Below are 25,225 nucleotides of genomic sequence, written 5' to 3' on the forward strand. Positions count from 1 at the left end.
TTACTTTCCTTTCTCAACTTTTTTAGCTGTGGAAGATGTTCTACTGGTGCCATTCTTTTCCGCATTTTTCACTGCTTCAGCTTCTTCTTGTGCTTTTTGGGCTGCCAATACAGGGTCATTAAAGAGACTCACAGAAGAAACGCCTTGGTTTTCTGACAGCAGTGATGTCGAACGTGCTTTCAGCACATCTTGTTCTTTTCTCAAACGTTCTCGTGTTGAGTTTACACCATAGCTAAAGCTTCCTGGTTGTACTGGCTTAAAGCCTGGTGGCGTATAGAAGCGCAGCAAGTCTTCTGTATTGAAAGTATCAGACATGTCTAACATCTGATTAACTTTTTCCTGAATACTGTCCACATACTTTTGCTGCTGCTCTGTTAGCGTCAAAACTTTTCCTGTTTTTGTATCATAATAAACAGAGCTTGTTGCACTTGACTTAGTGATTGTAGGCGTAACAAAACCACGATTTCGAAGCGCTACAAATTTCTCACGGTTGGGTGCAAATGCATCTTGACCAAACTGGATGTAATCTTTAGTTGAAATTCCCAACAAGTGTTCCAAGGTTGGCATAACATCAATTTCACCGATGTACTCATCACTGATATGTCCAGTTGTTTGTCCCGGAATATCAATCATGAATGGTGTACGCTGCATCATTGTGTTATCGTATTCTGTCCAGTCTTCTGCATTTTTACCAATAAATGGTGCATAGTATTTAGTATCTGAGCCAGAAATGCCATAGTGGTCGCCATAAAGGACAATAATTGATTTTTCATAAAGTCCTGATTTCTTCAAATAATCAAAGAAATCTTTAACTGATGAATCTAAATAATTTGCAGTTACAAAATAATTATCAACGACTGAGTTGCCAGATCCTCCCTCTAAAAGTTTTGGATTTATCTCAAAATCTTTCAATCCTGTATAGGGTGTGTGATTCGTAACAGTCAGATATTTCACATAAAAAGGTTGTTGTAACTGTTCAAGATACGGAATAGAATCCTTAAAGAAATACTTGTCCTTTACGCCCCAAGCTGTCGAGTTATCCGGTGTAAGATTAAAGAAAGATTGGTCGAAGAAATTTTGATAACCCATATTGCGGTAAACATTGTTACGGCTATAGAAGGAACCAACGTTTCCGTGAAAGACTGCACTAGAGTAACCTTCTTTTTGCTGCAAGATTGCGGGCATGGCTTGGAAGGTCTGTGTGCTGCCCAGACTTGAAAAAAGTGAACCTGACGCTAAGCCAAATGTGGACGTTTCAAGCATCGTTTCCGCATCTGATGTTTTCCCTTGTCCAACTTGATTAAAGAAATTAGAAAAGGAATAAACAGAAGGATTATTGTTATAAAGTGAATTTAGGAAAGGTGTAACTTCTTCACCATTTACTTTCATATTGATAACATCTTGCTGTAGGGACTCGAGATGAATGACAATGACATTGCGATTTTTAGCAATACCGAACATTTCATCATTGGGAGCAAGATAACGTTCTTCTTGGATATAATTTTGAACCTTAGTAAAGTCCGTTTTTGAAGCCATTGCTCGCGTTTCATTAGATACGTGCGTATACCAACTGTTTGTCGCTAACCATGGGCCTAGACCCAGATAACGTACAATATAAGTCGCATCATATTGTGCTTGTCGCGAAACTAAGCGATGTTCTGTCAAGTCTGCCATCCAAAAATTCAAACCGAAAATCATGACAGATACGCTGAAGATTTTGAAAGCATAGAGCGTTGTTGGACGTCGCTCATCCATTTTAATCTTTTTCGTAAGGAAAAGAATGAGGATAAGGACAAAATCAATCCAGAAAACAAGGTCAACCCATGAAACAGCAATTGCTCCTAGGTCAAAACCTTTACCCACCATACCTGCTCCACCTGTCAGTGTATTTAGAGTAAGAAAATCCGAAAATTCTCGGTAATAGAGAACATTCCCATAAACGAGCAGATTCCCGATGAGGTTCATAAGGAGCAGACCCAAGTAGAAAAGTTGCTTTCTTTTAACAAACAATACTAAGCTAAAGAAAATTGCTGTGAAGCCTATCGGATTAACAATGACTAGCAAATAATCTGCAAGCTTTGAAGAGTTTAAACCCTTAAAAACAGAGAAATAAGCAATCATGGTTTTGACCCAAATAAAGAAGGTCGACCAGCAAACTAAACCTAGTCGTGTATTAAAACTGTTGAATAATTTTTTCAAGGTTAACCTCAATTTATTTTTTATTTGCACAAGAGTAGATTCCTTTTTTTTTACATTAGGAATAATTTTACCAGATAAGTCTTGAGTTAAGCTTAAGTTTTTTTATGACCTATCCATTTCCCACTAAATATCATCCTCTAAGCGCACAGAAATAACTTTGGAGACACCTGCATCGGCCATTGTTACGCCGTACATAGTACCAGCTGCTGCCATTGTCCCTCGACGATGTGTGACGACAATAAATTGATTAGAGTTGTCAAAATGATTCATATAATCACCAAAACGTTTTACATTCGCCTCATCCAAAGCTGCTTCAACCTCATCCAGAACGACAAAAGGAACGGTTCTGACACGCAAGATAGCAAAAATTAAGGCGAGCGCTGTCAACGCTTTTTCGCCCCCAGACATGAGGTTTAGACTTGCTAATTTTTTACCCGGTGGTTGCACTTTAATCTCCACACCAGCTTCAAGTAAGTTCGTGCTGGTCAGTTCTAGGTTTGCCTCCCCGCCCACAAACATTTGTGAAAAAGTCAGTTGGAAACTTTCCCTAATCTGCTCAAAGGTTGATTTGAAACGAATTTCAACTTCTTCGTTCATCTCTTGGATAGTTCCAAGAAGCATGTCTTTTGCTTCTAGGAGATCATCTTTCTGCCCACTTAAAAATGTGTGACGCTTGTTTACTTCCTCAAATTGCGTAATAGAGTCCAAATTAATTGGACCCAGTGCACGGATTTGCCGTTCAAGTTGGCGAAGTTGTTGCTCTGACTCTGCTAGATTATCAAGTGAATTAGCCCTTGCTTTGGCCTCATCAAAACTCATCTCATATTCAGTAAAAAGCATGTTTTGACGGTTTTTTAAAAGCTTTTCTGCCTGTTCAATTTTTACTTCTAAACGCGCTTTTTGGTTATTAAGCGTCTGGTTTTGCTCAAGCAACTCATGATTTTGTTCTTCTAGCTCCTCCACTTGCGCTTGTAAATCATCACGTTCAAAGCGCAAGCTGACCAATGTCACATTGCAGTCTTGAAGTTTTGTCTCTGCTTCCTCCAGTTGCTTGGCATAGCGATTGCGACTCTCTTCATCAACCTGAGTGGAGTTTACAGCTTCCAGCTTATTCATCTCTGATTGAACAAGGACTTGCTCCTCACTCAAGCGGTCAACCTCCGTTTGCACAAAGCGCAATTCATTTTCCAGATTTGAAAGTAGCATTTTACTCTCGTGATAAGCATTGCTTTTCTGTGTCTTAAGTGCATTGAAACTTTGACTGCTTGATTTCACTTCCTCTAGCTGACCATCCAGAGCTTGCTTTTCTTCATCAATTTTTTTCAACTCCAGCGAAATTTTTTCATTTTCTTCTGTCAGCTCTTGCAGTGCTTGATGTGATTCTGTACTTTCAGCTCCAGCCACCAAGGCTTCAAGGTCTGATTTTTGCTCTGACAGTTGTTTGAGCTGCAGTTGCAGTGCTTGTTCAGACAGGCGTTTTTCTTGAATATCTGAGCGCAATGCCGCCACTTGGTTTCTCAAACTTTGTCTTGCAGCTTGTTGTTGTTGCAATTTGCTCTCCGCTGCTTTGAGCTTGCTTTCTGCTAAGGCGATGACTTCAGTCAGGTGCTCAATTTCGGTACTTATAAACGTTGTAGTGTTACGCTTTGCCGCTCCTCCTGAGTAAGAACCTCCTGGATTAATCTGCGTGCCGTCTAGAGTTACAATACGAATCGTGTAGTTCATCGCTCTTGCAATTTGACTGGCATGTTCTGCTGTATCAACAATTGCTGTGGTTGCCAGCAAATTAGACATAGCGCGCTGCAAGCGCGGCTCAAAATGAACGAGATTTAAGGCTGTGTCAATAAAGCCTTCCATGTTTATGAGGCGCTCATAATTATGAAACTCACGTGGTTTAATCGTTGTCAAAGGCAAGAAAGTAGCACGTCCCAAACGTTTTTCACGTAAGTAGGCAATGGCTGCTTTTGCTGCCCCTTCGTCTTCAACAATAATATTTTGACTTCCAGCCCCTAAGGCAATATCAATAGCTGTTGTATATTTCTTATCAAAAGTCAGTAGTTCAGCAACAACTCCAACTATCCCACCCAGGTTTGAAGCTTGTGTCATTACAGCACGAACACCTTGAAAGAGGTTACTGTGACTCTCACGGATATTTTCCATACTTGCAAGATTGGCTTTGTATTTACTCAGCTCTTGCATGTGGTCATACATGATGTTCTGCATGTGACGTTCACTTTCAGCATGCTGTGTTTCTTCCTCGGCCTTTTCTTCCAATTCTTTTTCTAAAAGATGTATAAGCCGCGTTAAATCGCTCAAGGATTTCTCAATTTTGGTTAGTTCTGCAGACACAGCTTGGAACTTTTCCGTATTTTCTCGTGCATGTTCATCAGATTCCATGAGACGGCGTGAAATATTTTCAAATTCCATCTTATTTTTAGTCAGTTGATTGGAGAGCTCTGCTTCATGATGGACAAGTTTCAAATACTCTTCACGAAGACGTTCAGACAAGCTTTCTGGATCCTCAGAAAAACGTGCCAATTCTTTTTCTAACTGCTGGAGTTGAAGCTGAGCTTTAGCTTCTCGTTCTTTCAAATGCGTTTTTTTCTGCTCTGCTTCTTCTCTCTTGTTCGTTACTTCAAGGAGTTTTACACCAAGCTCATCTATCCGATTTTTCCGCTCTGCTTCTGATTTTTCAGAAGTTGATTTTTGTAAATCAAAAACCTCTATTTTATGTTGCAGCTCTGCTTTTAGCTCGGTTAAAGTCAAACTATTATGCTGAAGTTTTTCTTGATCGCTCTCTACTTTCAAACGTAATTTTTTCAGCTGAGCAAGCTCTACCTCATAGTTGTTTTGTTGTCCCTTTAATCTTTCCAGATCTAGCTCGGTTGTTCTGAGTTCTTTCTTGGCTTTTTCGTATTTTTCTTTTTCATCTAAAAGCTGGGCAACAAGAACAGAAAGAGCGAGCTCCGAACGCTCTGCTTCTAAATCTTGAAAGCGCAATGCAACATCACGTTGTGCCCGGAGAGGTGTCAGCTGACCATTCAGCTCAAAGATGATGTCTTCTAACCGGTCAAGATTATCTTGTGTTGTCTTTAACTTACTTTCTGTCTCAGTTCGACGTGTCTTATATTTAAGTACTCCTGCTGCTTCCTCAAAGATAGCACGTCGCTCTTCTGGCTTAGAATTAAAAACCGATTCGATGCGCCCTTGAGAAATGATGGAAAGCGAGTCTCGACCTAAGCCCGTATCCGTAAAAAGTTCATGAATATCTTTCAAACGGCATTTTCGTCCATTGATTAAAAACTCAGAATCTCCATTGCGATACAAACGCCGTGTAATTGTTACTTCACTTTCTTCTTCATAGCCAACAAGATATTGATCTGAATTATCAAAGGTAACAATGACTTCTGTATAATTCAATGCTTTTCTTTTAGCCGTTCCAGAAAAAATAACATCAGGCATTTTTCCACCGCGAAGAGACTTGGCAGACTGTTCTCCCAAGGTCCAGCGTAATGCCTCAACAATGTTTGACTTTCCTGATCCGTTGGGACCTACAACCGCTGTGACACCCTGATCAAATTCGATTTTTGTACGGTCAGCAAAAGACTTAAAACCGACGATTTCCATTTTCTTAAGATACATGAATTTGACCTTTTATTGCATTTTCTGCTGCTTTTTGTTCAGCAAGTTTCTTCGACTTTCCACGACCACGACCAAGTTCTTCCCCATTATTGTAAACTGCGGACACAAATTCGCGCGCATGAGCGGGACCCGTTTCTTCCAAAATTTTATATTCAATTACGGTCTCACCATTTGCCTGTAAGACTTCCTGTAAAGTGGTCTTATAATCAATCACTTTAAAATAATCATCTGCTTTCACATGCGGGATAACAACACGGTTGATAAAACGTCTTACTTCTTCCATCCCTGCATCAAGAAAAAGAGCACCAAGAAATGCTTCAAATAAATTTTCCAAATTTGTGTCACGATTGCGACCACCTGTTTTTTCTTCACCATTTCCTAGGCGTAAAAAACGACCAAATTCACACTGGCGTGAAAAGTTAGCTAAAGATTCTGTGCGGACAATGCTAGAACGCATCTTCGATAATTCACCTTCAAGTTTATCTGGATAGGTACGGTAAAGATATTCTGAGATGATTAAAGACAGTGCGACGTCTCCCAAAAACTCCAAACGTTCATTGTTTGCAACCTTTGGGAGGCGTTCTTCATTCGTGTAGCTCGAGTGAGTAAAAGCTATTTTTAATAACTCTTCATCGGCAAATTTTATACCGAATTCGTCTTTAAGCTTAGTTTGAAGCTCAAACATAAAAATCCCTCCTAATTTTTAGTATTAACTTAGTTATTATACCAAAATTTTGTTTATTTTTGGTATTAGCCACAAAGGAAAAGAGAGCTTAATCCAATAAGCTCTCATACACTGTCCATACGGGCTAAAACAAAAGACAATACAAAGCAAAGTCCTAAAGGTAAAGTCACCACCATAACATGCAAGTCCACAAGTGAAACCAAAATATAAAAACTACCAATGATCAACTGATAAAACTGCCATATACCGCCAGTTGGACGGTCCATACGGATAAAAGCAATCCAATTTACAATCATAATGGACATGACAATAACAAGAAGTAAAGCAAAGAGTTTCAGCAAGAAAATCCCACTATGCCCCGCAATAGACAGGGTCACTTCTAAGTCTTTGACCTCCCAATTAACTATGAATCGAATAAAGGCAAACATCATCAATACAGCAATAAGGGTCGTAAAAACACTCCCAATTAAGGCACAAATTTTCGCTCGTTTCATCTTTTCTCCGTTGTTCTGATGACTGTATTTTATAACTATAAGCTTAAATTAATACTAAAGCAGTAACTTATATTTTAAATAAGAGCACACATCTTATGCGCCATTCTTGCTAAAAAGAATGCAAAGCGAGGTACCACTCGCTGCGCGCCTTGCGTATTATCATTCTATTTTGCTAAAGCAAAAAGAATGTAAAGCGGAACACCACTCGCTGCCCTCCTTGCGTATTATCATTCTATTTTGCTAAAGCAAAAAGAATGATAATAAAAAACCACAACAAGGTCATGATTTTTTTTAGAAAACTTCTGTGTTATTTGAGGGCTTGCGCTGCTGTAATAATGGCAAGTTTATAGACATCTTCTTCGTTACTTCCACGAGAAAGGTCAGAGATAGGTGCATTCAAACCTTGTAAGATTGGGCCAATCGCTTCAAAGTTCCCCAAGCGTTGCGCAATCTTATAACCGATATTTCCAGATTGGATATCCGGGAAGATAAAGACATTTGAATGTCCAGCAACTGAACTTTCTGGTGCTTTTTGTCGTGCTACAGCAGGAGAGAAAGCCGCATCAAACTGAAGTTCACCATCAACATCAATTTCTGGATGTGCTTCTTTTACCAGAGCAGTTGCCTCAACTACTTTCGTCACATCGTCTGACTTCCCTGAACCTTTTGTTGAGAACGAAAGCATTGCAACTTTTGGCTCAATATTGAAAAGCTTTGCTGTTTCTGCAGAAGCGACAGCAATATCTGCCAAAGTTTTCGCATCTGGATTAATATTAATCGCACAGTCTCCGAAGATATATTTTTCATTGTCATCGCGACCACGAACCATGATAAAAGCCCCAGATACTGATTTCACCCCTGGTTTCGTCTTGATGATTTGCAAAGCGGGACGTACAGTGTCTGCCGTTGAGTGTACTGCTCCCGAAACCATACCGTCTGCGATTCCCATGTGAACAAGCATTGTTCCAAAATAATTTGGGTCTTTCAAAATTTCACGTGCCTGCTCCTCAGTCACCTTACCCTTACGACGTTCAATAAAAATCTCCACCATCTTTTCAAAACGACTACAGTTCAGTGGGTCATAGATTTGGAAACCTTCTGGATTAATTCCACGAGAAATCAACGTTCCTGTTACTTCGGAAATATTTCCAATAAACACGGGCGTAATAAGCTTATCTGCATAGAGACGGTTAGCAGCGCCGAGGACACGTGCATCAGTTCCCTCTGGAAAGACAATTTGTAGACCTTTGCCAGAAATTTTTTGTTTGAGCGATTCAAAGAGTTCCATAATTCTTCCTTTTACTATTTTTAGAATTTCATTATTGATTATATCACAAAGTCACAAAAAATGCCTACTTATGTAAACGTTTTTTTGGTTCATTATGATGTGATTGTAAAAATTCAAAATGAATAAACTTGATGAAACGCCCAAAAATCAAAGAATCATTCAAAGACACACTCTTATCCCATCATTTTTTAAGAAATATTTACTCGTCTTTGTCAATGCACTGCTAAGTTTGCCCCCAACCGCGCTCGAGAATCATGTGAGCAGGCAACTTGCTCTCTCGCACAGGGAATATTTCTTTCTTACATTCATCACACTTTGAAAAACTATTTCCAAGCAATACTCCCTTTTATTAAAAAATCGAAACACTCTCAACTCCCTTACGCTTATTTTGTGAAAGATAAGCAACTTAACGCCTTGACAGTTGACTGTGGTGTCGCTAAAATAAAATTTGAAGAGAGCCCTATTTTCTATAATAGAGCTCTCTAAACAATTACACTGCATTTAAAAACAATAGATGTCGTTAAATTGTATATACAATCCATCATACGCCATATCAGCACCAGCAACCTATTTACCGACAACATCTGTATTTTTTGATAGTATTCTTCGTGTAGACATGCGCCATTTCTCGCAGATGTTTAAAAACTCTCTTTAGAATGTCACATCTACTCCCGTTATACACAAAAAGGGAAGTTTTCTTGACAAATGACAATGTTTATAAATAGCAATGTAAGTTGCCAATTTTCTGATGACTATTTTGCAAATCCAGTTGTACTCCAACTGTAATATGTTGGGCATCCTGCTTTAGCAGAATTAAAGAGTTTTGCTTTTTTCATTTTTTCTCCTTTCTATTTCTACAAAAAGAATAAATGCGCAACTCTAGAAGCCTATTGTGTCATTCATTCTTAAATTTTAAGTGATGAAAGTATAAATACAATTCAGTAGCTTCGTCTCTGATTGTGCAATGCCGATAATAGTATTATCATGTTTTAGTTGAAAAGTTTCAAGTGCAAAAAGTTGCGTATATATGGCTATTTAAACAATCATTCATTATAAAAATAGCCATTTCCAATAAAAATACATTCGATAAGGGAAACTCTTTCTACATCATTGACAATTTAAGAATAAATTAATACCATAGCACTCTCCTCAAAAAAAAGATACCAAATATCCTGTCGTATTTCATATCTTTTATTCTATATCCTTTGATTTACAACTGCACAAAACCCGACTAAAATAAATAGCACCTTAGGTAAAATCCTTTTGTCTCTATATTATTCTTCATGTAAGATACTCGCTATCTTCGTCGTTAAAATATCTACTCCGACAGTATTTGACACTCCTTCAGGAATAATCACGTCAGCATAACGTTTTGTTGGTTCAATAAACTGGTGATACATTGGTTTAACAGCTGTCATGTATTGCGTGATTACGGAATCTAAAGTTCTTCCGCGCTCCTCAATATCACGGCGAATACGCCGGATAATACGCACATCATCATCCGTATCTACAAAGACTTTAATGTCCATCAAATTACGTAATTTTTCATTCTCTAAAACCAAGATTCCCTCTACAATCAGGACATCCACAGGTTCTTGACGATAGGTCTTTTCACTTCGTGTGTGCTTGGCATAATCATAGGTCGGAATATCAACGGCACGCCCATTTTGAAGCTCTTTCAACTGAGCAATCAGATAGTCCGTATCAAAGGCTAAGGGATGATCATAGTTTGTTTTTGTGCGTTCTTCAAATGTCAGCTGTGATTGATCTTTATAGTAACTGTCATGCTCAATCATAGCAATGTTTTCATCCTTGAACATAGATAAAATAGCATGGGAGACACTGGTTTTTCCACTTGCCGATCCCCCTGTCACACCGATAATCAATGGTTTTTTCAAAATCATTTCTCCATACTTTACATATCCACTTTAGCTTTTTTTCAGGGATATTATGTTATTCTACTTCATTTTATCACAAAACCAAAGTTCATTCAGTTTTGAAAATCATTCTAACATCCTATTCATTTTTTATCTACGCAACATCACTCTATAGCGTTGTTATTGTAATCCAAGTTCCTAACGAAAAGCAACACTCTTAATAATGGCTTTCCCCCTTTTATCCCTTGAAATTAAAAAAGACATTTTTCATATTCAGCATCACAAATTTTACATGAGTTTTACGAAAAAATTTGCTATAATGGTTTTAGTAAATTTCAGATAGGAAATGGAGTATGATGCTTAAACTTGGAATTATCGGTACAGGGTGGATCAGCAGCTCTTTTGTAGAAGCGGCCCACCTCACAAAAAAATATAGCCTTGAAGCTGTTTACTCACGTAATCTTGAAAGTGCAGTGTCATTTACTGAAGACTTTGATGACGTTGAACTTTATGATGACTTAGATGATTTTTTTAAACATGATTTAGATATTGTCTATATCGCAAGCCCCAATGCTATCCACTTTGAACAGGCCAAAGCAGCAATCTTAGCTGGAAAGAATATTATTGTAGAAAAACCAGCTTTTTCAAATCCACGAGAGCTCACTGAAATCATTAGGCTTTCAGATGAAAACAATGTTCTCTTTTTTGAAGCTGCACGAAACATTCATGAAAAATCCTTTGAGACAATCAACCTGTTCTTGGCGGACAAAAAAATAGTGGGCGCTGATTTTACCTATTCAAAATATTCTTCTAAAATGCCTGCTCTCTTAGCTGGAAAACTTCCTAATAAATTTAACAGTAAATTTTCTGGTGGTTTGCTTGCTGATTTGGGTGTTTATTTGCTCTATGCAGCTATCTACTGGTTTGATAAACCGCAATCTGCCTGCTATGATGCCGTAATCTTACCAAGTGGTGTAGATATTTCTGGTATTGGTAGTTTGGACTATGGGGACTTTAAAGTTGCTATCAAATGTGCCGGAAATCTAACAAGCTACCTCTCATGTGAGATTTATACAGATCAAGGAACTTTGATTTTGGATGGTGTTCATGCCATTACCTCTGCCAAATTTATCAAATATGATGGCAGCAAAGAAGTTCTTAAAATTACCCCTCCAAAACACACTCTCTATGATGAGGCGTTTCACTTTGCTGAAATTATCGAAACGAAGTCAACACCAGCTGCACATGCGCTTTATAAATCTTTGCATCAACTGGCCCAAGATGTTTCAGAAACAAGTTATATGATGCGTCAAAGTGCTGGAATTGTCTTTGAAGCAGATAAAAATTAATCTCTGGCTCCTTGAAGGAGTCTTCTGATCCCTTAGTTAAATTGGATATAACCCGGACCTCCTAAGTCTGAATCGCCAGTTCGAATCTGGCAGGGATCATCAAAAGCAAGTGTTTCGAAAAAGCTACCAATAAATCATGAAAATAAAAAATGAGTTCTATAATAAATCCTGTGGGATTTGACAAAGAACCAAAAAATGGAACCTCGGGAGTTGAGGTTCCATTTTTGTAATTTTTGAATTGTTCTTCTTCAGAAATCCAATATAGAAGGAGAATATGGGATTCGAACCCATGCGCGGTTTTACCCGCCTATACACTTTCCAAGCGTACCTCTTCAGCCTCTTGAGTAATTCTCCAAATAGAAGCAAAACACTTCAGAACATATTATATTATATCATATTATCATTATAAATGTGAAACTAAACTCATCTAATCAGGAAAAACTTTCGGACTGTTCTAGGATAATGATGTGTTTATATGTGCATCATGTGCGGCTTGATTTCATGAAAATATTTTGTTATAAAATCTCCCCTTCAATATATTTTTTATTTTACTCCTCGCTCTATCATGCTTCTTGTAAAACCACATTTTATCCTCATAATTTCGAGGAGTTGAATTCAAGAAAAAACTCTCCCATATTGTCACGGAAGAGTAAGGAGTTTTATGAAAAAATTTTATCGGAATATATGTATTGTACTGCTTACTTCTTAAAAATGGCTCAAATCAAAATAAAGTGAAACAAAAATGATTTATTTAGTCCTGAAGTATCGTGTTGAAAACAAAAAGATAAAACAGTTTTCAATGCTGATGAAAAGCTCTGCTTATCCAAAATCTATAAAAATAGAACTGTGTGGTTGAAGCTATTCCACTGTTTTGTTTTCATGATTTAGTATTGATTTTCAGCGGTTTCAGACCCTACAACCTCTTTTCTTAATTCCTCTTACTTCATTTCATTATTTAATTTTCCTGAGCGCTCTTCTTCATCTTTTCGTTCTTGAGCTTTTTTTGTGCGGTGTAATGCTCTGAGCCTTTGTTTCTTTTTGCCATGATAGATTCCTAAAGCATATATGGGAATAGAGATAAAGAAGAGAAGAACCATCTCTATAAGTGTCATCCGCTCAGAAAAGAAAAGCAACACAGAAAAAATCACTACAAATGTAAAGACATAATAAGCACGGTTTTTATTTTTACTCATAGGCATTATGGAAGTGATACTGTTCGAGACAGAGAGACACGTGGAATGTAGACACCGACACTTACACGGCGAACTCTATTTTGTACCGCCCATCGAACAGCTCCTACAACACCTCCTGCAATAATAGCAACGACACCTGCCGTATGTGGGGTTGTTGCAAAAATTTTTAATGCAAAGCCAACCCTTCCACCAGCGTATACTCCTGCTGCCCAAGCATTCATTGACCGAACTCTTGGTCCTAAGTTAATATGTAGCCCTACAAATCCTCGAGCACGCAACGGGCTTTCTTTTATTTCGTTGGCATCCTCAATCATCAACTTCGCATCTTTTTCTGAAATACCAAGGGCAGTTAAATCCTTAACCGTTGCATTAAACTGAACCTTACCCTCTTTATCAAATGAATAAAAATCTGAGAGAGCATCGGCTATTTTTTGATCTTGGTCAGATAAGGTAACATCAGTTTTTGTATCTTCTGTAATATCGAGGTGTACGGTATCATTGTAAATCTCAAATTTTTCTGGAGCTCGCTCTTGCACTAAATTTACATCATTTGCTTGAACTACACCAACTGCTGAGGGTAAAGTTGCTGATAACAAAGTCAACCCTGAAACAGTCCCAATGATTACTTTTTTGATTTTTTTGTTCAATAAGTTCTTCCTTTCTCAACTTTGAATTGAACTATTTTTTTCTAGCTCACTCATTTGCAAATCCCTCTTCTAAATTTTCTGCTCCTTTCACGAAAAGGCTTTTATCTATGTTCTTGAGAAAAGCTTAACAAGCCAACCTTAAGCAAAGCTGAATTTAACACAATATTCAGATGATTCTGAAAGCCAAATATGGCATGCTTTCTTTAAAATCTAAAATTATACATAAAAAAACGTCCGTGAAGACGTTTCGCTTTTCTATTAGTGAGAGACTGGATTACTTGCAATAATTTCCATATTTCCTGAAAGTTCCCATTTATCAATGCCTGTAGGAAGAATAAAGTGGTCTCCCTTCGATAGTGGATAAGTATTGTCTGCCACAATAAGTTCCCCTTGTCCCTCAAGAACTGAAACCAGCATATAGTCTGCTCTTGCTTCAAAAGCTTGTCTACCATGAATTGACCATTTGTAAACATCAAAGAAATCTGAGTTGACCAAGGTGCTTAAGTCCGCGTTTTCTCCCTTAACAACTTGAATCTTGTTTTCTGGTGTTTGGTCTCCTGGGATATGTAGCACATCAATAGACTGCTGGATGTGCAACTCACGAAGATTTCCTTGATCATCTTTGCGGTCAAAGTCATATACACGGTAAGTTGTATCACTAGATTGTTGCGTTTCCAGGATAACAATGCCCGCACCAATAGCGTGCATCGTTCCCGCGGGTACATAGAAAAAGTCTCCGGCTTTGACTTTCACTTTGCGAAGTAAGTGATCCCAGTCAGCCGATTGAATCATTTTCTCAAGTTCTTCCCGGGATGTCGCATTATGACCATAAATGATTTCAGAATCCTCTTCTGCAGAAATGATATACCAGCATTCGGTTTTTCCGAGCTCTCCCTCATGTTTCATACCATATTCGTCATTCGGATGAACTTGGACAGAAAGCCAATCGTTAGCATCCAAAATTTTTGTCAGGAGTGGAAAGACTTTCTCATCAGTATTACCAAAAAGTTCACGATGCTGATCAAATACCTTATCAAGCTTTTGACCAGAAAATTGACCATTTTTTATGGTTGATACACCATGGGGGTGAGCCGAAATTGCCCAATATTCTCCAATTTTATCAGAAGGTAAATCATAGCCAAAAGTTTTAAGATGTTCTCCCCCCCAAAGTTTCTCTTGCAATACAGAATCTAGAAATAAAGGTTCTACTGACATTTTTTCTCCTCAATTGTTTATTATCACTTCGTTCATTATAGCACATATTTGGAGATTTCCGGTATCTATATCATAGAGATAGATTGTTCTATAACTTTAGATGTACCATTTTTATGTGTCTCTCCTTCGCTAAAAAGGCTTATTTTCAAGTTAGAGTACTCTTATGAAATAGCGTAAACTAATGGACAGGATAATTTTTAAGTCTTAGGTTCTTTTATTTTTTTAAATTTTTCTCTAAAAAAATAAGCACTCAAAAGAACTTGAGGCTTATTTTTTGTATTACTCTTCTGATTTATTCAAATTACGGAGAAGTTCGTCGATTTTTGAACCATATTCGACAGATTCATCTTTGGCAAACTTCAAATCCGGGATACGATACATGGTCATACGTTGCGCCAATTCGCGCTTAATAAGACCCGTAGCTTTTTCCAGACCTTTCTTAGCTTTTTCATTGTCACTGGCAAGAGTTGAAAGCAGACTGTAATAAACGGTAGCTTGACTCAAATCGCCAGTCACCTGAACATCTGTGATATTCACTTCTTGAACGCGGGGGTCGCGAATCTTGTGACGTAAAATGTCATTGATTTCACGTTGAATTTCAACAGCCACACGATCACTACGGAAGGAAGTGCCCATACTTATTCTCCTTTTTTATTTTTTATAGAAATTATCCTTAACGTTTAATTTCAACCATTTTATAGACTTCGAAAGTATCGTCGACAAGAATATCATTGTAGTTTTCAATCATCAGACCACCCTCTTGTGCATTGCCAACTTCTTTCACATCATCTTTATAGTGTTTCAAGCTAGCAATAGCTCCGTCATGGATAACAACACCATCACGGATTACGCGAACGCTAGCATCACGTTGAACTTTACCACGAATAACCATAAAGCCGGCAATAGTACCAACTTTAGAAACATTAAATGTTTCACGGACAACTGCTTCACCGATGATTTCTTCTTTGTATTCAGGATCAAGCATACCACGCATAGCTGTTTCGATTTCTTCAATAACTTTATAGATGATGCTGTGAAGACGAATATCCACATCTTCATGTTCTGCTTGCTCACGCGCGAGACCTGTTGGACGTACGTTGAAACCGATAATAATCGCATTTGAGGCTGCAGCTAGTGACACATCTGACTCACTGATAGCACCTACAGCAGCGTGAACGATATCCACTTTTACACCTTCAACATCAATTTTTTGAAGAGAGGCTGCCAAGGCTTCAGCCGTACCTTGAACGTCCGCCTTAATAATGATATTAACAGTCTTAACTTGTCCCTCTTTAAGAGTGTCAAAAAGATTGTCCAGACTGACACGGCGCGTGCTTTGACGTTTGATTAATTGGGCACGTTTGGCACGTTCTTCACCGGCTGCTCGTGCAGATTTTTCATCTTCAAAAACAGCGAAGTGATCACCAGCTTGTGGTACATCAGATAAACCTGTCAATTCGACTGGCGTTGACGGTGAGGCTTCTTTGATACGGCGGCCAAGATCATTCGTCATTGTACGTACACGACCGTAAGTATTACCAACAACGATTGGGTCTTGCATATGGAGTGTCCCTTGTTGTACTAAGAGTGTTGCAATAGCGCCACGTCCTTGATCCAGACGTGCTTCAACTACTGTACCAATCGCACGTACTGTTGGGTCTGCTTTGAGTTCTTGTATTTCAGCAACAAGCAAGATGGTTTCCAAAAGGGCATCAAGGTTTTGATTGAACTTGGCTGAAATTTCAACAAACTCAGATTCCCCCCCCCAAGCTTGTGACATTACACCGTGTTCAGCCAACTCTTGAATAACACGCTGCGGGTTCGCACCTGGCTTATCGATTTTATTAATCGCAACGATGATTGGAACTCCAGCGGCTTTTGAGTGGTTGATGGCTTCAATCGTTTGCGGCATAACACCATCATCAGCAGCAACAACCAAAATCGTAATATCTGTTACTGAGGCACCACGTGCACGCATGCTTGTGAAAGCTTCGTGTCCAGGTGTATCCAAGAAGGTAATCTTCTTATCTCCTGCTTTGATTTGGTAGGCACCAATATGCTGTGTGATACCTCCAGCTTCACCCTCAGTTACACGTGACTCGCGGAAACGGTCAAGCAAGGTTGTTTTACCATGATCGACGTGACCCATAATCGTAACAACTGCTGGTCGTTCCACCATCTCCTCTTCGTTCAGATAGCCTTCTTCAACAAAGAGACGTTCAATATCAGATGCATCTTCTTCAACTTTTTTAATAGGTGTAATACCATAATCCATGAGAATCAATTCTAAGGTATCTTCGTCAAGAGATTGATTTTGATTAACCATTGTTCCCATCATGAAAAGTTTTTTGATGATTTCTGCTGGTTCACGTTTGATTGCTTTAGCGATGTCTTGAACATTCATACCTTCAGCATATTCTACTGATTCTGGTAATTCATGGAATTTACGCGTAGATACTGGAGCAGCTGATTGTTGATTTTTTCCTCGACGACCTTTTTGGTTCCAATTGGAGTTACGGGCATTACGGACTTGATTTCGGCTGTCATTAACGCGAAGTGGTCCACCTGGACGACGGCCCTCTGAAGATTTGTTATGCTCATTTTTCTTGCGCTCACGGTCTCGACGGCTATTGCTCTTAGCTGGAGTTACTGGAGCAGAGAATACTTCTGCTGAAGGGGTGCTTTCAAACTTACCTCCGCGATTTTGGTTATCATTTTTGCGGCGGTTATCGTTTTGGTTGCGTCCTTGTCCTCCACGACGGTTATCATTACTACGGCGGTCATTTTGACGGCGTTCTTGACGGGCAGCATCTTTCTTCGCTGCTTCTTTTTTGATGTCTTCTGCACGTTTTACGACTTTGATCTGAATCCTTGGTTTTTTATCCAATGCTTTTTTCGGTTCTTCTTTCACTGGCTCAGTAGTTTTATCTTCTTGCTTTTTCGTTGCTGGGGCTTCTGATTTTTTCTCTACTTTTGGCACGGTTTGTTCTTGTTTTACTGCTTTGGTTTCCTCTGCTTTTGGCTCAATTTTAGCTTCCGCTTCGAGTTTCGCAGCCTTTTCTGCTTCTTCTTTAGCTTTGATGCGCGCTAGGATTGCAGGGTCTTCAACAACCGCTTTCCCCGCAAATGTGCGCGGAGCATCTTCTTTTTTCTTCACAGCTTTTGAGTCCGCATTTTTCACTGAGAGTGAAGCATTTTCAGTTGTCATCACGCCTGATTTGACATGTGCAATGATTTTTTCTGCTTCGGCTTCTGTTACCGAACTTGAGTGAGCTTTAACAGCCATACCCAAAGCTTGTGCTGCTGATACAAGATCAGCATTTTTCAATCCTGTTTCTTTTGCGATTTGATTAATTCGTTTTTTATCAGACAATGTTGTCCTCCTTATTTTTTAGTTAGTCATAAGGCTCTCCATTTTCTTTGCAAATCCATCATCAACAATAGCTAATACCTTTCGGTTAGCTCCAATTGCCGCTGACAGTTCATTTACTGAGAACGTTTGTAACACGCTTACCTCATAGTAACTCGATTTATCGGTGATTTTTTTGATTAAATTCTCTGAAGCATCATGAGCGACGAAAACCAGACTTGCTCTACCCGTTTGAATGGCTTTGACTACTAGTTCTTCGCCTGTGATAACTTTTCCTGCGCGCTTGGCAAGACCGAGTAAGTTTGACATTTGTTTTGTAGTATCCATATTAGTCGTAATCCGGTGCTAAGTCTACCGAGTATGTAGCTCCTGCTAACTCACGGCGTGCAACTTGGTGTTCAACATAATTGATCAGTTCATCATAAAACTCATCTGCGATTTTTGTACTGAATGTACGATCAAAGACACGTCTTTTTTTGGCAAGTTGTGCTTCTTCATTGGATAAAGCAATGTAAGCCCCTCGTCCATGTGCCTTTCCTGTCGGGTCAATAGAAATTTCCCCTTCCTTGTTAAAAGCAATGCGTAACAGGTCTCGTTTCGCGATTTGTTCACCAGATACTACTGATTTTCTCATGGGAGTTTTTCTTTGTTTCATAGGCTTATTCTTCGCTTGCTTCTTCTAAAACAGTTTCAGCAACTTCCTCTGTAAATTCATCTACTTCTTCAACAAGTGCATCAAGCTCAACCATTTCTTTTTGGAAATCTTCTTCTGACTTGATGTCGATTTTACAATTGGTAACATGGGCTGCAAGACGTACGTTTTGGCCTCGTTTACCGATAGCCAATGACAATTGATCTTGAGCAACAACAGCAATTGCTGAACCATCTTCACGAATCGCCACCTGTTCGATACGTGCAGGTTTGAGCGCATTAGCAATCAGCGTTGCTTTGTCAGCATTGTATTCGATGATATCCATCTTTTCACCTGAAAGCTCACGGATAATGCCTTGAATACGCGCACCTTTTGTACCAACCATAGTACCTATAGCATCCACATTCTCATCATGACTTTCAACGATAACTTTTGCACGATCGCCTGCATCCCGCGCAACCGATTTGATTTCCACTGTTCCATCGTAAACTTCAGGAATTTCTTTTTCAAACATGCGTTTGAGCATATCTGGTGCTGTCCGGCTAATAAATACACGCGTACCTTTGGGAGTCAAAAGAACATCTGTCACATAGACTTTGACCTTGTCTCCAACATGATAACTTTCTTGACTGATACGATCTTTTGCTGTTAAGAGTGCATCAACGCGTCCCAAGTTAACATAAACGGCACGTGCATCAACTTTTTCAACTGTTCCTGTGATAATTTCATCTTTATAACGGCTATACTCGTTATAGATGATTGTGCGTTCTTCTTCACGCATTTTTTGCATAATTACTTGCTTGGCCGCACCAGCTGCTGTACGTGCAAAATCTTTTGGTTTTTCTTCAAACATGATTTTGTCGCCAATTTCATAATGCGGGTTAAGTTCTTGGGCATCTTCAAGCGAAATTTCAAGACGACTGTCAAAGACTTCATCAACCACTTCACGTGTCGAATAAACATTGAAGTTCCCTTTTTTTTCATCAAAAATAACTTTTACATTTTGCGCTTGACCATATTGGCGTTTATAAGCTGCCGTGATAGCTTGCTCAATAGCTTCAATAACTATCTCTTGTTTAATGCCTTTTTCTTCTTCTAGCATTGCAAAGGCGTTAAGCATTTCCTTGCTCATTTTGCTTTTTCCTCTTTCTTGCGTTTTTTGGAAAATATTTTATTTTTTCTTTTTAGTGTCAAGACTTCTTAAAGCTTAACCAAAGTCGTTGCTTTTGAAATCTTATCTGCTGGAATTTCAACTGTTTTCTTACGGGCTTTGTCCATATACTCAACAGTTAAGATACTATCCTCATACTTCACCAAATCACCAACGAATTCTTTTTCGCCTTCAATTTTTTGATAAAGCTTTACAAGAATATAGTCACCAACAGCATCTTGAAAATGCTCAGCCTTTTTAAGTGGACGTTCGGCACCAGGGCTGGCTACTTCAAGCATATAACCTTCTGCTGGGAAGGGGTCTGGTGAAATAGTATCCAGCAAGGGTGAAAGAATTTCACTTAAGTCTGCTGTATCTTGAATGGTAATTCCTCCTGCCTTGTCTACCAAGAGCCGCAAAACCATATCTCCACCAAGTTTCTCCCACTCGACATCGACAAGTTCAAACTCCTCTGGTAAGTGAGGCAAGATGAATTCCTCCACTGTTTTCACAAGTGTTTCTGACATCTCTTCTCCTTTCAGAAAACAACACAGAAAGAGCGCTCCCTCGAACGCTCCTTTCTAGTAGTTTTTATTTAGACTTATTATAACATATTTTAACGTGATGTCAAGCCCCATGATTATAAAAAAATTTCCCTCGGCTATCTGCTCAAATGCTGCTCTTATTTCCATGAAATGTACTCCATATATCTTGTGGCTCCTTCTTAAAATTCTTGAAAATCTGGCATTAAAGGTCTATGATAAAAAGAGTGTGATTTATAGGAGATTTTTATGAAAATTTATTTTCAGTTACTTATTATTTTTGGTTTTTCTTTCGTGGGAGATACGCTGTCAAACAGTTTGCATCTTCCTGTTCCCGGAAGTATCTTAGGAATGATTTTCTTATTCCTTGCACTGCAATTTAAAGTTTTAAAATTCACCGATGTAGATGAGGTTGGGAGCTTCTTAATCAATAACATGACGATTTTATTTTTACCCGCTGGTGTAGGAATCATGGCCAAATGGTCCTTAATTTCCGACTTTTGGTGGCAAATCGCCTTGATTGTTCTCCTTGCTCTTACCGTGAATGTCTTTGTTCTGGGTCATTTGGTTCAATTTATCAAAGTCAAATATGAGGGAGATTACCTTGATCCTGAATTGTTAAAAAATAAAAGAGAGGTTCACTGATGGATGCCATTACTTCTAACCCTCTGTTTGGTCTAACCCTTACGCTCCTGATATTTATTGTTGGTGTACGTCTTAATGAAAATATACGTAAACCTTGGACAAATCCTCTGCTTTTTGCAACTCTGGTTATTATCCTGATTTTGGTTGTAGCCAAAATACCCTATGAGAATTATTACAAAGGCGGGGGCATCTTAAATGATTTGATTGGTCCTTCAACTGTTGCCTTAGGTATTCCTTTGTATAAAACCTTTCAGCTCATGAAACACCATGCACGCTCTATTTTAATCAGTATCGCTGCTGCTGCGCTTATCAATACAGTTATTACGGCCGTATTATTAAAATTTTTCGGTTTATCAAAATTAGCTTCCTTGTCCCTCTTTCCAAAATCTGTAACCACTGCTATGGCCATCGGCATCACTGAAAAGATGCAAGGTGTTACGACAATCACTGTTGTCGTCGTTGTCGCTACCGGAATTCTGACAAGTGTCCTTGGCGTGCCGTTGATGAAATGCTTTAAAATTAAAGTTCCTGTTGCCCAAGGTGTTGTGCTTGGCGGCACTGGACATGCTGTTGGTACAGGAACTGCCATTGAGCTAGGAAAAGTTCAAGGTGCAATGGGAGCTTTGGCTATTGGTGTAACCGGGATTATGTATGTGATTTTCGCACCTCTAGTGGCTCATCTTATTCTTGGTTATTAAGTCCTACTTTCTTGAAGTTCTAAAAAATAATAAAGAAGCTGGGACAAAAGTCCGAATTTGGATACTATTAACCATAATCGTAAAAGTAAAATCGCTCAACCACGGCATTCTTATTTGCCGAAATCGAGCGATTTTTCATTATTTTGGACTTTTGTCCCAGTCTTTTTTATTATTTACGTTTACGTGCAATCAAATGAATCGGTGTGCCTTCAAAGACAAAGGCTTTACGGATTTGATTTTCTAAGAAGCGCATATAAGAGAAATGCATCAGTTCTTCTTCATTAACGAAAACCACAAATGTTGGTGGTTTCACTGCAACTTGTGTTGCATAGAAAATCTTCAAACGTTTCCCTTTATCTGTCGGTGTTGGATTAATCGCTACTGCATCCATAATAACATCATTCAAGACAGAACTTGAAATACGAAGATTTTGTGAATGATGAATTTCCTTAATCATATCTGGAAGTTTATGGAGACGTTGACCTGTTTTAGCTGAAACATAGACAATCGGTGCATAATCAAGGAATTTAAATTTCCAGCGAATATCTTCTTCAAATTTTTTCATGGTGTAATTATCTTTTTCAAGTGTGTCCCACTTGTTGACCACGAGAAGAATTCCCTTACCTGCATCATGAGCGAAACCTGCGATACGCATGTCGTATTCACGAATTCCCTCCTCTGCATTAATAACCATAAGAACAATGTCGCTCCGGTCAATGGCACGCATGGCGCGCATCACAGAATATTTTTCTGTATTTTCGTAGATTTTCCCAGATTTACGCATCCCTGCTGTATCAATCATGAGGAACTCTTGGCCTTCAGCATCCGTAAAACTTGTATCAATCGCATCACGTGTCGTACCTGCAACAGGGCTGGCAATGACACGTTCTTCTCCAAGAATGGCATTGATTAAACTTGATTTACCAACATTTGGTCGACCAATCAAACTGAACTTGATAACATCTGGGTTTTCTTCTTCTGTTTCTGTTGGCAGGTTTTCAATAATTGCATCAAGAAGATCCCCTGTCCCTAAACCGTGAACAGCAGATACCGGATAAGGTTCCCCAAGTCCGAGTGAGTAGAAGTCGAAGATTTCCATACGACGCTCAGGGTTATCTACTTTATTGACAACGAGGATAATTGGTTTGTCTGTTCGATAAAGAATTTGCGCCACATGTTCGTCAGCATCTGTAATCCCTGTTTCTCCATCTACAACGGCAACGATGACATCGGCTTCTTCCATCGCAATCTCTGCTTGAGCACGGATCTGTGTCATGAAAGGCTCATCCGAAAGTTCAATCCCCCCCGTATCAATAAGTGAGAATTTTTTGTTCAGCCACTCTCCTGTGGCATAAATACGGTCACGTGTCACTCCAGGAACATCTTCAACAATTGAGATACGCTCCCCAGCAATACGGTTAAAGATTGTTGACTTACCAACATTCGGTCGGCCAACAATAGCTACTGTAGGTAGTGTCATTTATTTTTTTATCCTTTTCTTATCAGTAATAAGCTCTTTTCTCTTATTCCCTCTCTTTTTTTCATACGAAAGAGAAAGAGCATATACTGTAATTGTAACATTTTACTGACTTTTTTTATAGCTCTGCCCTTTCACTTCAAAAATGGGACAAAAAATCCAGAGTACTCAAAGTTATTTTTCAATGTTTTTAATCGGAATCTCCTTAACCCCGAGTAAATCTAAAGCAAAGTTAAAAATCGGAATACCCACAATTAATCCCCAAACGCCAAAGAAATGTTCCCCTAAAAAAAGAATGACAAAGGTATAAAACATCGGCAGTTTTGCCTTATGGGCCATAAGATGTGGATTAAGCACATAAGATTCCAGAGCATGGATCAGGGCTATAATCAGTAAAACCAAAATAACATCCTTAATTCCACCAATAGAATAGCCAATAATCGCTAAAGGCACACAAGAGATTAGAACTCCAGCAACAGGAATAAGACTAAGCAGGAAAATCATCACTCCTAGACTCAAAAGTTCAGGAAATCCCATGAAACTTAGTGCTACAACAGTTAAGAGGGTGTTAACCACTGCGATAATAAACTGTGTTTCCAACACTACACCAAATCCAGTGAAGAATTTGCTGACAAGATAGTAGGTGTCTTCAAAGAACCACGCAAAATCACTTTTTAGGAAAAGTTTTGAAAACTTGTTGGTTTCCCTACGGTCAATCGTAAAAAAGAAACTCATTAAAAAGGCAAAAAGAACTATCAATAATCCTTTTCCAAAACTGGTCACATAGTTAACAAGCGTTCCCAAACTGCTTTGAAGTTTATCTGCAAGATTGTATTCCTTGAAAAGCGTATACAGCGAATTCATCAGAGCGCTGCCGCCATGACTGTTGCTCTGATAAAACTTGTTCACTGCATTGATTAAGTGTGTAAGCTGATTGACCAATACAGGAATATACTCTGTAATTCCCCAATACGCTAAAAAGAGAATTACTCCATAAAGGATAAAACCACTTATTTTTCCGGGGAGTTTTATTTTTCTCTCAGCAAAACTTACAAATCGATAAGCGAGATAGCTAAACACAAAGGTCAAAATCGTGAGTGGGAGAATGCTTCTCAAAAAATAGAGCATAGAGACCAAAAATGCTAAAACCATCCATCTGCGCAACTTCTCATTTTTTATAAACTTTTGGTAGTATTCCATGATTCTTCCTTCATTCCTTATTAAGTTAAACAACTTGAGTTTAAAATTTTCAGACATCTAAATTATATCATGTTCAACATATAAAAAGATACATCCAAAGACGTATCTCAGCTATAGAGTGTGAGACACAGGTCCCTCCTCCTTCTTAAAATGACTAAAATCTGCTTACCCAAGTCTTGATCTGCCTGCCGTGAAAGAAAAATTAGGCTCACACCTCCCTGCTTTCTCCCTATAATAGATTGAATAAAAAAGCATGTGACTCCCTCCCACAGGAACACATACACTTCCCCAGTCAAAGCATAAACCTTTATCTCTTTCAATCTTAGAGTAGCATCATTCGAGCTCTATTGTCTTCTGGTGGTCTTTCTTAATATTTTTCAGATTGGGTGTCAAAAAGCAGTTCAACAATTCGCGAGCCTCTTAACGTAATGCCATCATAAAAGTACTGTTTGTCTACAGTCTGAGATTAAAATGTTACTCTTGATTTTTGATACTCACATAGCGTTTGGCTATTTTTTATTTTTTTTGTCTAAAATAATACCTATAATATTTATTATCACAACTGTTGCTAACAGTATATTTAATATCAATTGCCCCCAAAAACTACTGTTCAACACAAAAGAGATAAATAAGCTAACTAAAATTAGAATTATTGCAACACATTTATAAATTCGGTTATAACTGTTCATTGAAAACCTACTCCCCAGACTATGGCTCCTGAGCCTGCAATAGGAACAAAAGTATTTTTTGACAAGTTATTATACACTTTTATCATTTTTGGAGGTGTCTTATTGGTATTTCCGTCTTTATTTTCTCTTGTATGGAAGCCATAAAGACAATAAAAATATGAGTAAAAACGGGATGTATAACCATTTGAAATCTGGAAATACAAAAGGAATAGC

20 protein-coding genes and 2 tRNA genes are annotated in these 25,225 nt (G+C 38.6%); 4 read left to right on the forward strand and 18 right to left on the reverse strand.

Annotated elements, in window-relative coordinates; genetic code table 11:
- From NFR51_RS00670 to udk, 6 genes are all read right to left on the reverse strand, one after another.
- Window positions 1–2,229 (reverse strand): LTA synthase family protein, encoded by a 2,229-nt coding sequence (locus NFR51_RS00670; RefSeq protein WP_338147360.1) that lies wholly within the window; start codon window positions 2,227–2,229, stop codon window positions 1–3.
- Window positions 2,230–2,322: 93 nt separating this feature from the next.
- Entirely contained in the window at window positions 2,323–5,841 is a 3,519-nt protein-coding gene (gene smc, locus NFR51_RS00675; protein WP_338147361.1) for a chromosome segregation protein SMC, read from the reverse strand.
- Entirely contained in the window at window positions 5,831–6,526 is a 696-nt protein-coding gene (gene rnc / locus NFR51_RS00680) for a ribonuclease III (protein WP_251711856.1), read from the reverse strand. The genes smc and rnc overlap by 11 nt, the downstream gene beginning before the upstream one ends.
- Window positions 6,527–6,630: 104 nt before the next feature.
- On the reverse strand, window positions 6,631–7,020 hold the full coding sequence (locus NFR51_RS00685; RefSeq protein WP_251711857.1) for a hypothetical protein: 390 nt from the start codon (window positions 7,018–7,020) through the stop codon (window positions 6,631–6,633).
- Between the two features lie 307 nt (window positions 7,021–7,327).
- On the reverse strand, window positions 7,328–8,308 hold the full coding sequence (pta, locus tag NFR51_RS00690) for a phosphate acetyltransferase (protein WP_251711858.1): 981 nt from the start codon (window positions 8,306–8,308) through the stop codon (window positions 7,328–7,330).
- A gap of 1,274 nt (window positions 8,309–9,582) precedes the next feature.
- Window positions 9,583–10,212 (reverse strand): uridine kinase, encoded by a 630-nt coding sequence (gene udk / locus NFR51_RS00695; RefSeq protein ID WP_369948240.1) that lies wholly within the window; start codon window positions 10,210–10,212, stop codon window positions 9,583–9,585.
- Between the two features lie 329 nt (window positions 10,213–10,541).
- Here udk and NFR51_RS00700 point away from each other — a divergent pair, with 329 nt between their 5' ends.
- Complete coding sequence (locus NFR51_RS00700) at window positions 10,542–11,534, forward strand: Gfo/Idh/MocA family protein (RefSeq protein WP_251711918.1); 993 nt, start codon at window positions 10,542–10,544, stop codon at window positions 11,532–11,534.
- A 26-nt stretch (window positions 11,535–11,560) separates the two neighbouring features.
- A tRNA-Arg gene (locus tag NFR51_RS00705) sits at window positions 11,561–11,633 on the forward strand.
- A 167-nt stretch (window positions 11,634–11,800) separates the two neighbouring features.
- On the opposite strand, the gene NFR51_RS00710 is transcribed toward NFR51_RS00705, so the two are convergent.
- The 10 genes from NFR51_RS00710 to rimP all read right to left on the reverse strand — a co-directional run bounded on the left by NFR51_RS00710 (window position 11,801) and on the right by rimP (window position 20,288).
- Window positions 11,801–11,888 (reverse strand) — tRNA-Ser (locus NFR51_RS00710).
- A 584-nt stretch (window positions 11,889–12,472) separates the two neighbouring features.
- Entirely contained in the window at window positions 12,473–12,727 is a 255-nt protein-coding gene (locus NFR51_RS00715) for a hypothetical protein (protein WP_251711859.1), read from the reverse strand.
- 5 nt (window positions 12,728–12,732) lie between these two features.
- Window positions 12,733–13,374: a hypothetical protein gene (locus NFR51_RS00720; RefSeq protein ID WP_251711860.1), complete on the reverse strand. Its 642-nt coding sequence runs from the start codon at window positions 13,372–13,374 to the stop codon at window positions 12,733–12,735.
- A 258-nt stretch (window positions 13,375–13,632) separates the two neighbouring features.
- Window positions 13,633–14,589, reverse strand: coding sequence for a mannose-6-phosphate isomerase, class I (gene manA / locus NFR51_RS00725; protein ID WP_251711861.1), 957 nt, complete (start codon window positions 14,587–14,589; stop codon window positions 13,633–13,635).
- Between the two features lie 279 nt (window positions 14,590–14,868).
- Entirely contained in the window at window positions 14,869–15,225 is a 357-nt protein-coding gene (gene rbfA, locus NFR51_RS00730) for a 30S ribosome-binding factor RbfA (RefSeq protein WP_202230538.1), read from the reverse strand.
- A gap of 37 nt (window positions 15,226–15,262) precedes the next feature.
- On the reverse strand, window positions 15,263–17,962 hold the full coding sequence (gene infB, locus NFR51_RS00735; RefSeq protein WP_251711862.1) for a translation initiation factor IF-2: 2,700 nt from the start codon (window positions 17,960–17,962) through the stop codon (window positions 15,263–15,265).
- An 18-nt stretch (window positions 17,963–17,980) separates the two neighbouring features.
- Complete coding sequence (locus NFR51_RS00740) at window positions 17,981–18,286, reverse strand: YlxQ-related RNA-binding protein (RefSeq protein WP_251711863.1); 306 nt, start codon at window positions 18,284–18,286, stop codon at window positions 17,981–17,983.
- 1 nt (window position 18,287) lies between these two features.
- Entirely contained in the window at window positions 18,288–18,614 is a 327-nt protein-coding gene (gene rnpM, locus NFR51_RS00745) for an RNase P modulator RnpM (protein ID WP_202230543.1), read from the reverse strand.
- A 4-nt stretch (window positions 18,615–18,618) separates the two neighbouring features.
- Window positions 18,619–19,743: a transcription termination factor NusA gene (gene nusA / locus NFR51_RS00750; RefSeq protein WP_251711864.1), complete on the reverse strand. Its 1,125-nt coding sequence runs from the start codon at window positions 19,741–19,743 to the stop codon at window positions 18,619–18,621.
- A gap of 68 nt (window positions 19,744–19,811) precedes the next feature.
- Window positions 19,812–20,288, reverse strand: coding sequence for a ribosome maturation factor RimP (gene rimP / locus NFR51_RS00755; RefSeq protein ID WP_251711865.1), 477 nt, complete (start codon window positions 20,286–20,288; stop codon window positions 19,812–19,814).
- Between the two features lie 264 nt (window positions 20,289–20,552).
- On the opposite strand from rimP, the gene NFR51_RS00760 reads away from it, so the two are divergent.
- A complete protein-coding gene (locus tag NFR51_RS00760; protein ID WP_251711866.1) occupies window positions 20,553–20,948 on the forward strand; it encodes a CidA/LrgA family protein in 396 nt (131 codons plus the stop codon).
- Window positions 20,948–21,646 (forward strand): LrgB family protein, encoded by a 699-nt coding sequence (locus NFR51_RS00765; RefSeq protein ID WP_251711867.1) that lies wholly within the window; start codon window positions 20,948–20,950, stop codon window positions 21,644–21,646. The genes NFR51_RS00760 and NFR51_RS00765 overlap by 1 nt, the downstream gene beginning before the upstream one ends.
- A gap of 169 nt (window positions 21,647–21,815) precedes the next feature.
- Here the strand turns inward: NFR51_RS00765 and der are convergent, their stop codons facing one another.
- Window positions 21,816–23,126 (reverse strand): ribosome biogenesis GTPase Der, encoded by a 1,311-nt coding sequence (gene der, locus NFR51_RS00770; RefSeq protein ID WP_251711868.1) that lies wholly within the window; start codon window positions 23,124–23,126, stop codon window positions 21,816–21,818.
- Window positions 23,127–23,297: 171 nt separating this feature from the next.
- Window positions 23,298–24,323 (reverse strand): AI-2E family transporter, encoded by a 1,026-nt coding sequence (locus NFR51_RS00775; protein WP_251711869.1) that lies wholly within the window; start codon window positions 24,321–24,323, stop codon window positions 23,298–23,300.
- Window positions 24,324–25,225 lie beyond the last annotated feature (902 nt).

It is taken from the genome of Lactococcus ileimucosae (assembly GCF_943193185.1).
Lineage (GTDB): Bacteria > Bacillota > Bacilli > Lactobacillales > Streptococcaceae > Lactococcus > Lactococcus ileimucosae.

Coding starts and splice junctions, on each gene's coding strand:
- smc (WP_338147361.1), bottom strand. CDS start 5,841: ATGTATCTTAAGAAAATGGAAATCGTCGGTTTTAAGTCTTTTGCTGAC.
- rnc (WP_251711856.1), bottom strand. CDS start 6,526: ATGTTTGAGCTTCAAACTAAGCTTAAAGACGAATTCGGTATAAAATTT.
- NFR51_RS00685 (WP_251711857.1), bottom strand. CDS start 7,020: ATGAAACGAGCGAAAATTTGTGCCTTAATTGGGAGTGTTTTTACGACC.
- pta (WP_251711858.1), bottom strand. CDS start 8,308: ATGGAACTCTTTGAATCGCTCAAACAAAAAATTTCTGGCAAAGGTCTA.
- udk (WP_369948240.1), bottom strand. CDS start 10,212: ATGATTTTGAAAAAACCATTGATTATCGGTGTGACAGGGGGATCGGCA.
- NFR51_RS00700 (WP_251711918.1), top strand. CDS start 10,542: ATGCTTAAACTTGGAATTATCGGTACAGGGTGGATCAGCAGCTCTTTT.
- NFR51_RS00715 (WP_251711859.1), bottom strand. CDS start 12,727: ATGAGTAAAAATAAAAACCGTGCTTATTATGTCTTTACATTTGTAGTG.
- manA (WP_251711861.1), bottom strand. CDS start 14,589: ATGTCAGTAGAACCTTTATTTCTAGATTCTGTATTGCAAGAGAAACTT.
- rbfA (WP_202230538.1), bottom strand. CDS start 15,225: ATGGGCACTTCCTTCCGTAGTGATCGTGTGGCTGTTGAAATTCAACGT.
- NFR51_RS00740 (WP_251711863.1), bottom strand. CDS start 18,286: ATGGATACTACAAAACAAATGTCAAACTTACTCGGTCTTGCCAAGCGC.
- rnpM (WP_202230543.1), bottom strand. CDS start 18,614: ATGAAACAAAGAAAAACTCCCATGAGAAAATCAGTAGTATCTGGTGAA.
- nusA (WP_251711864.1), bottom strand. CDS start 19,743: ATGAGCAAGGAAATGCTTAACGCCTTTGCAATGCTAGAAGAAGAAAAA.
- rimP (WP_251711865.1), bottom strand. CDS start 20,288: ATGTCAGAAACACTTGTGAAAACAGTGGAGGAATTCATCTTGCCTCAC.
- NFR51_RS00760 (WP_251711866.1), top strand. CDS start 20,553: ATGAAAATTTATTTTCAGTTACTTATTATTTTTGGTTTTTCTTTCGTG.
- NFR51_RS00765 (WP_251711867.1), top strand. CDS start 20,948: ATGGATGCCATTACTTCTAACCCTCTGTTTGGTCTAACCCTTACGCTC.
- der (WP_251711868.1), bottom strand. CDS start 23,126: ATGACACTACCTACAGTAGCTATTGTTGGCCGACCGAATGTTGGTAAG.
- NFR51_RS00775 (WP_251711869.1), bottom strand. CDS start 24,323: ATGGAATACTACCAAAAGTTTATAAAAAATGAGAAGTTGCGCAGATGG.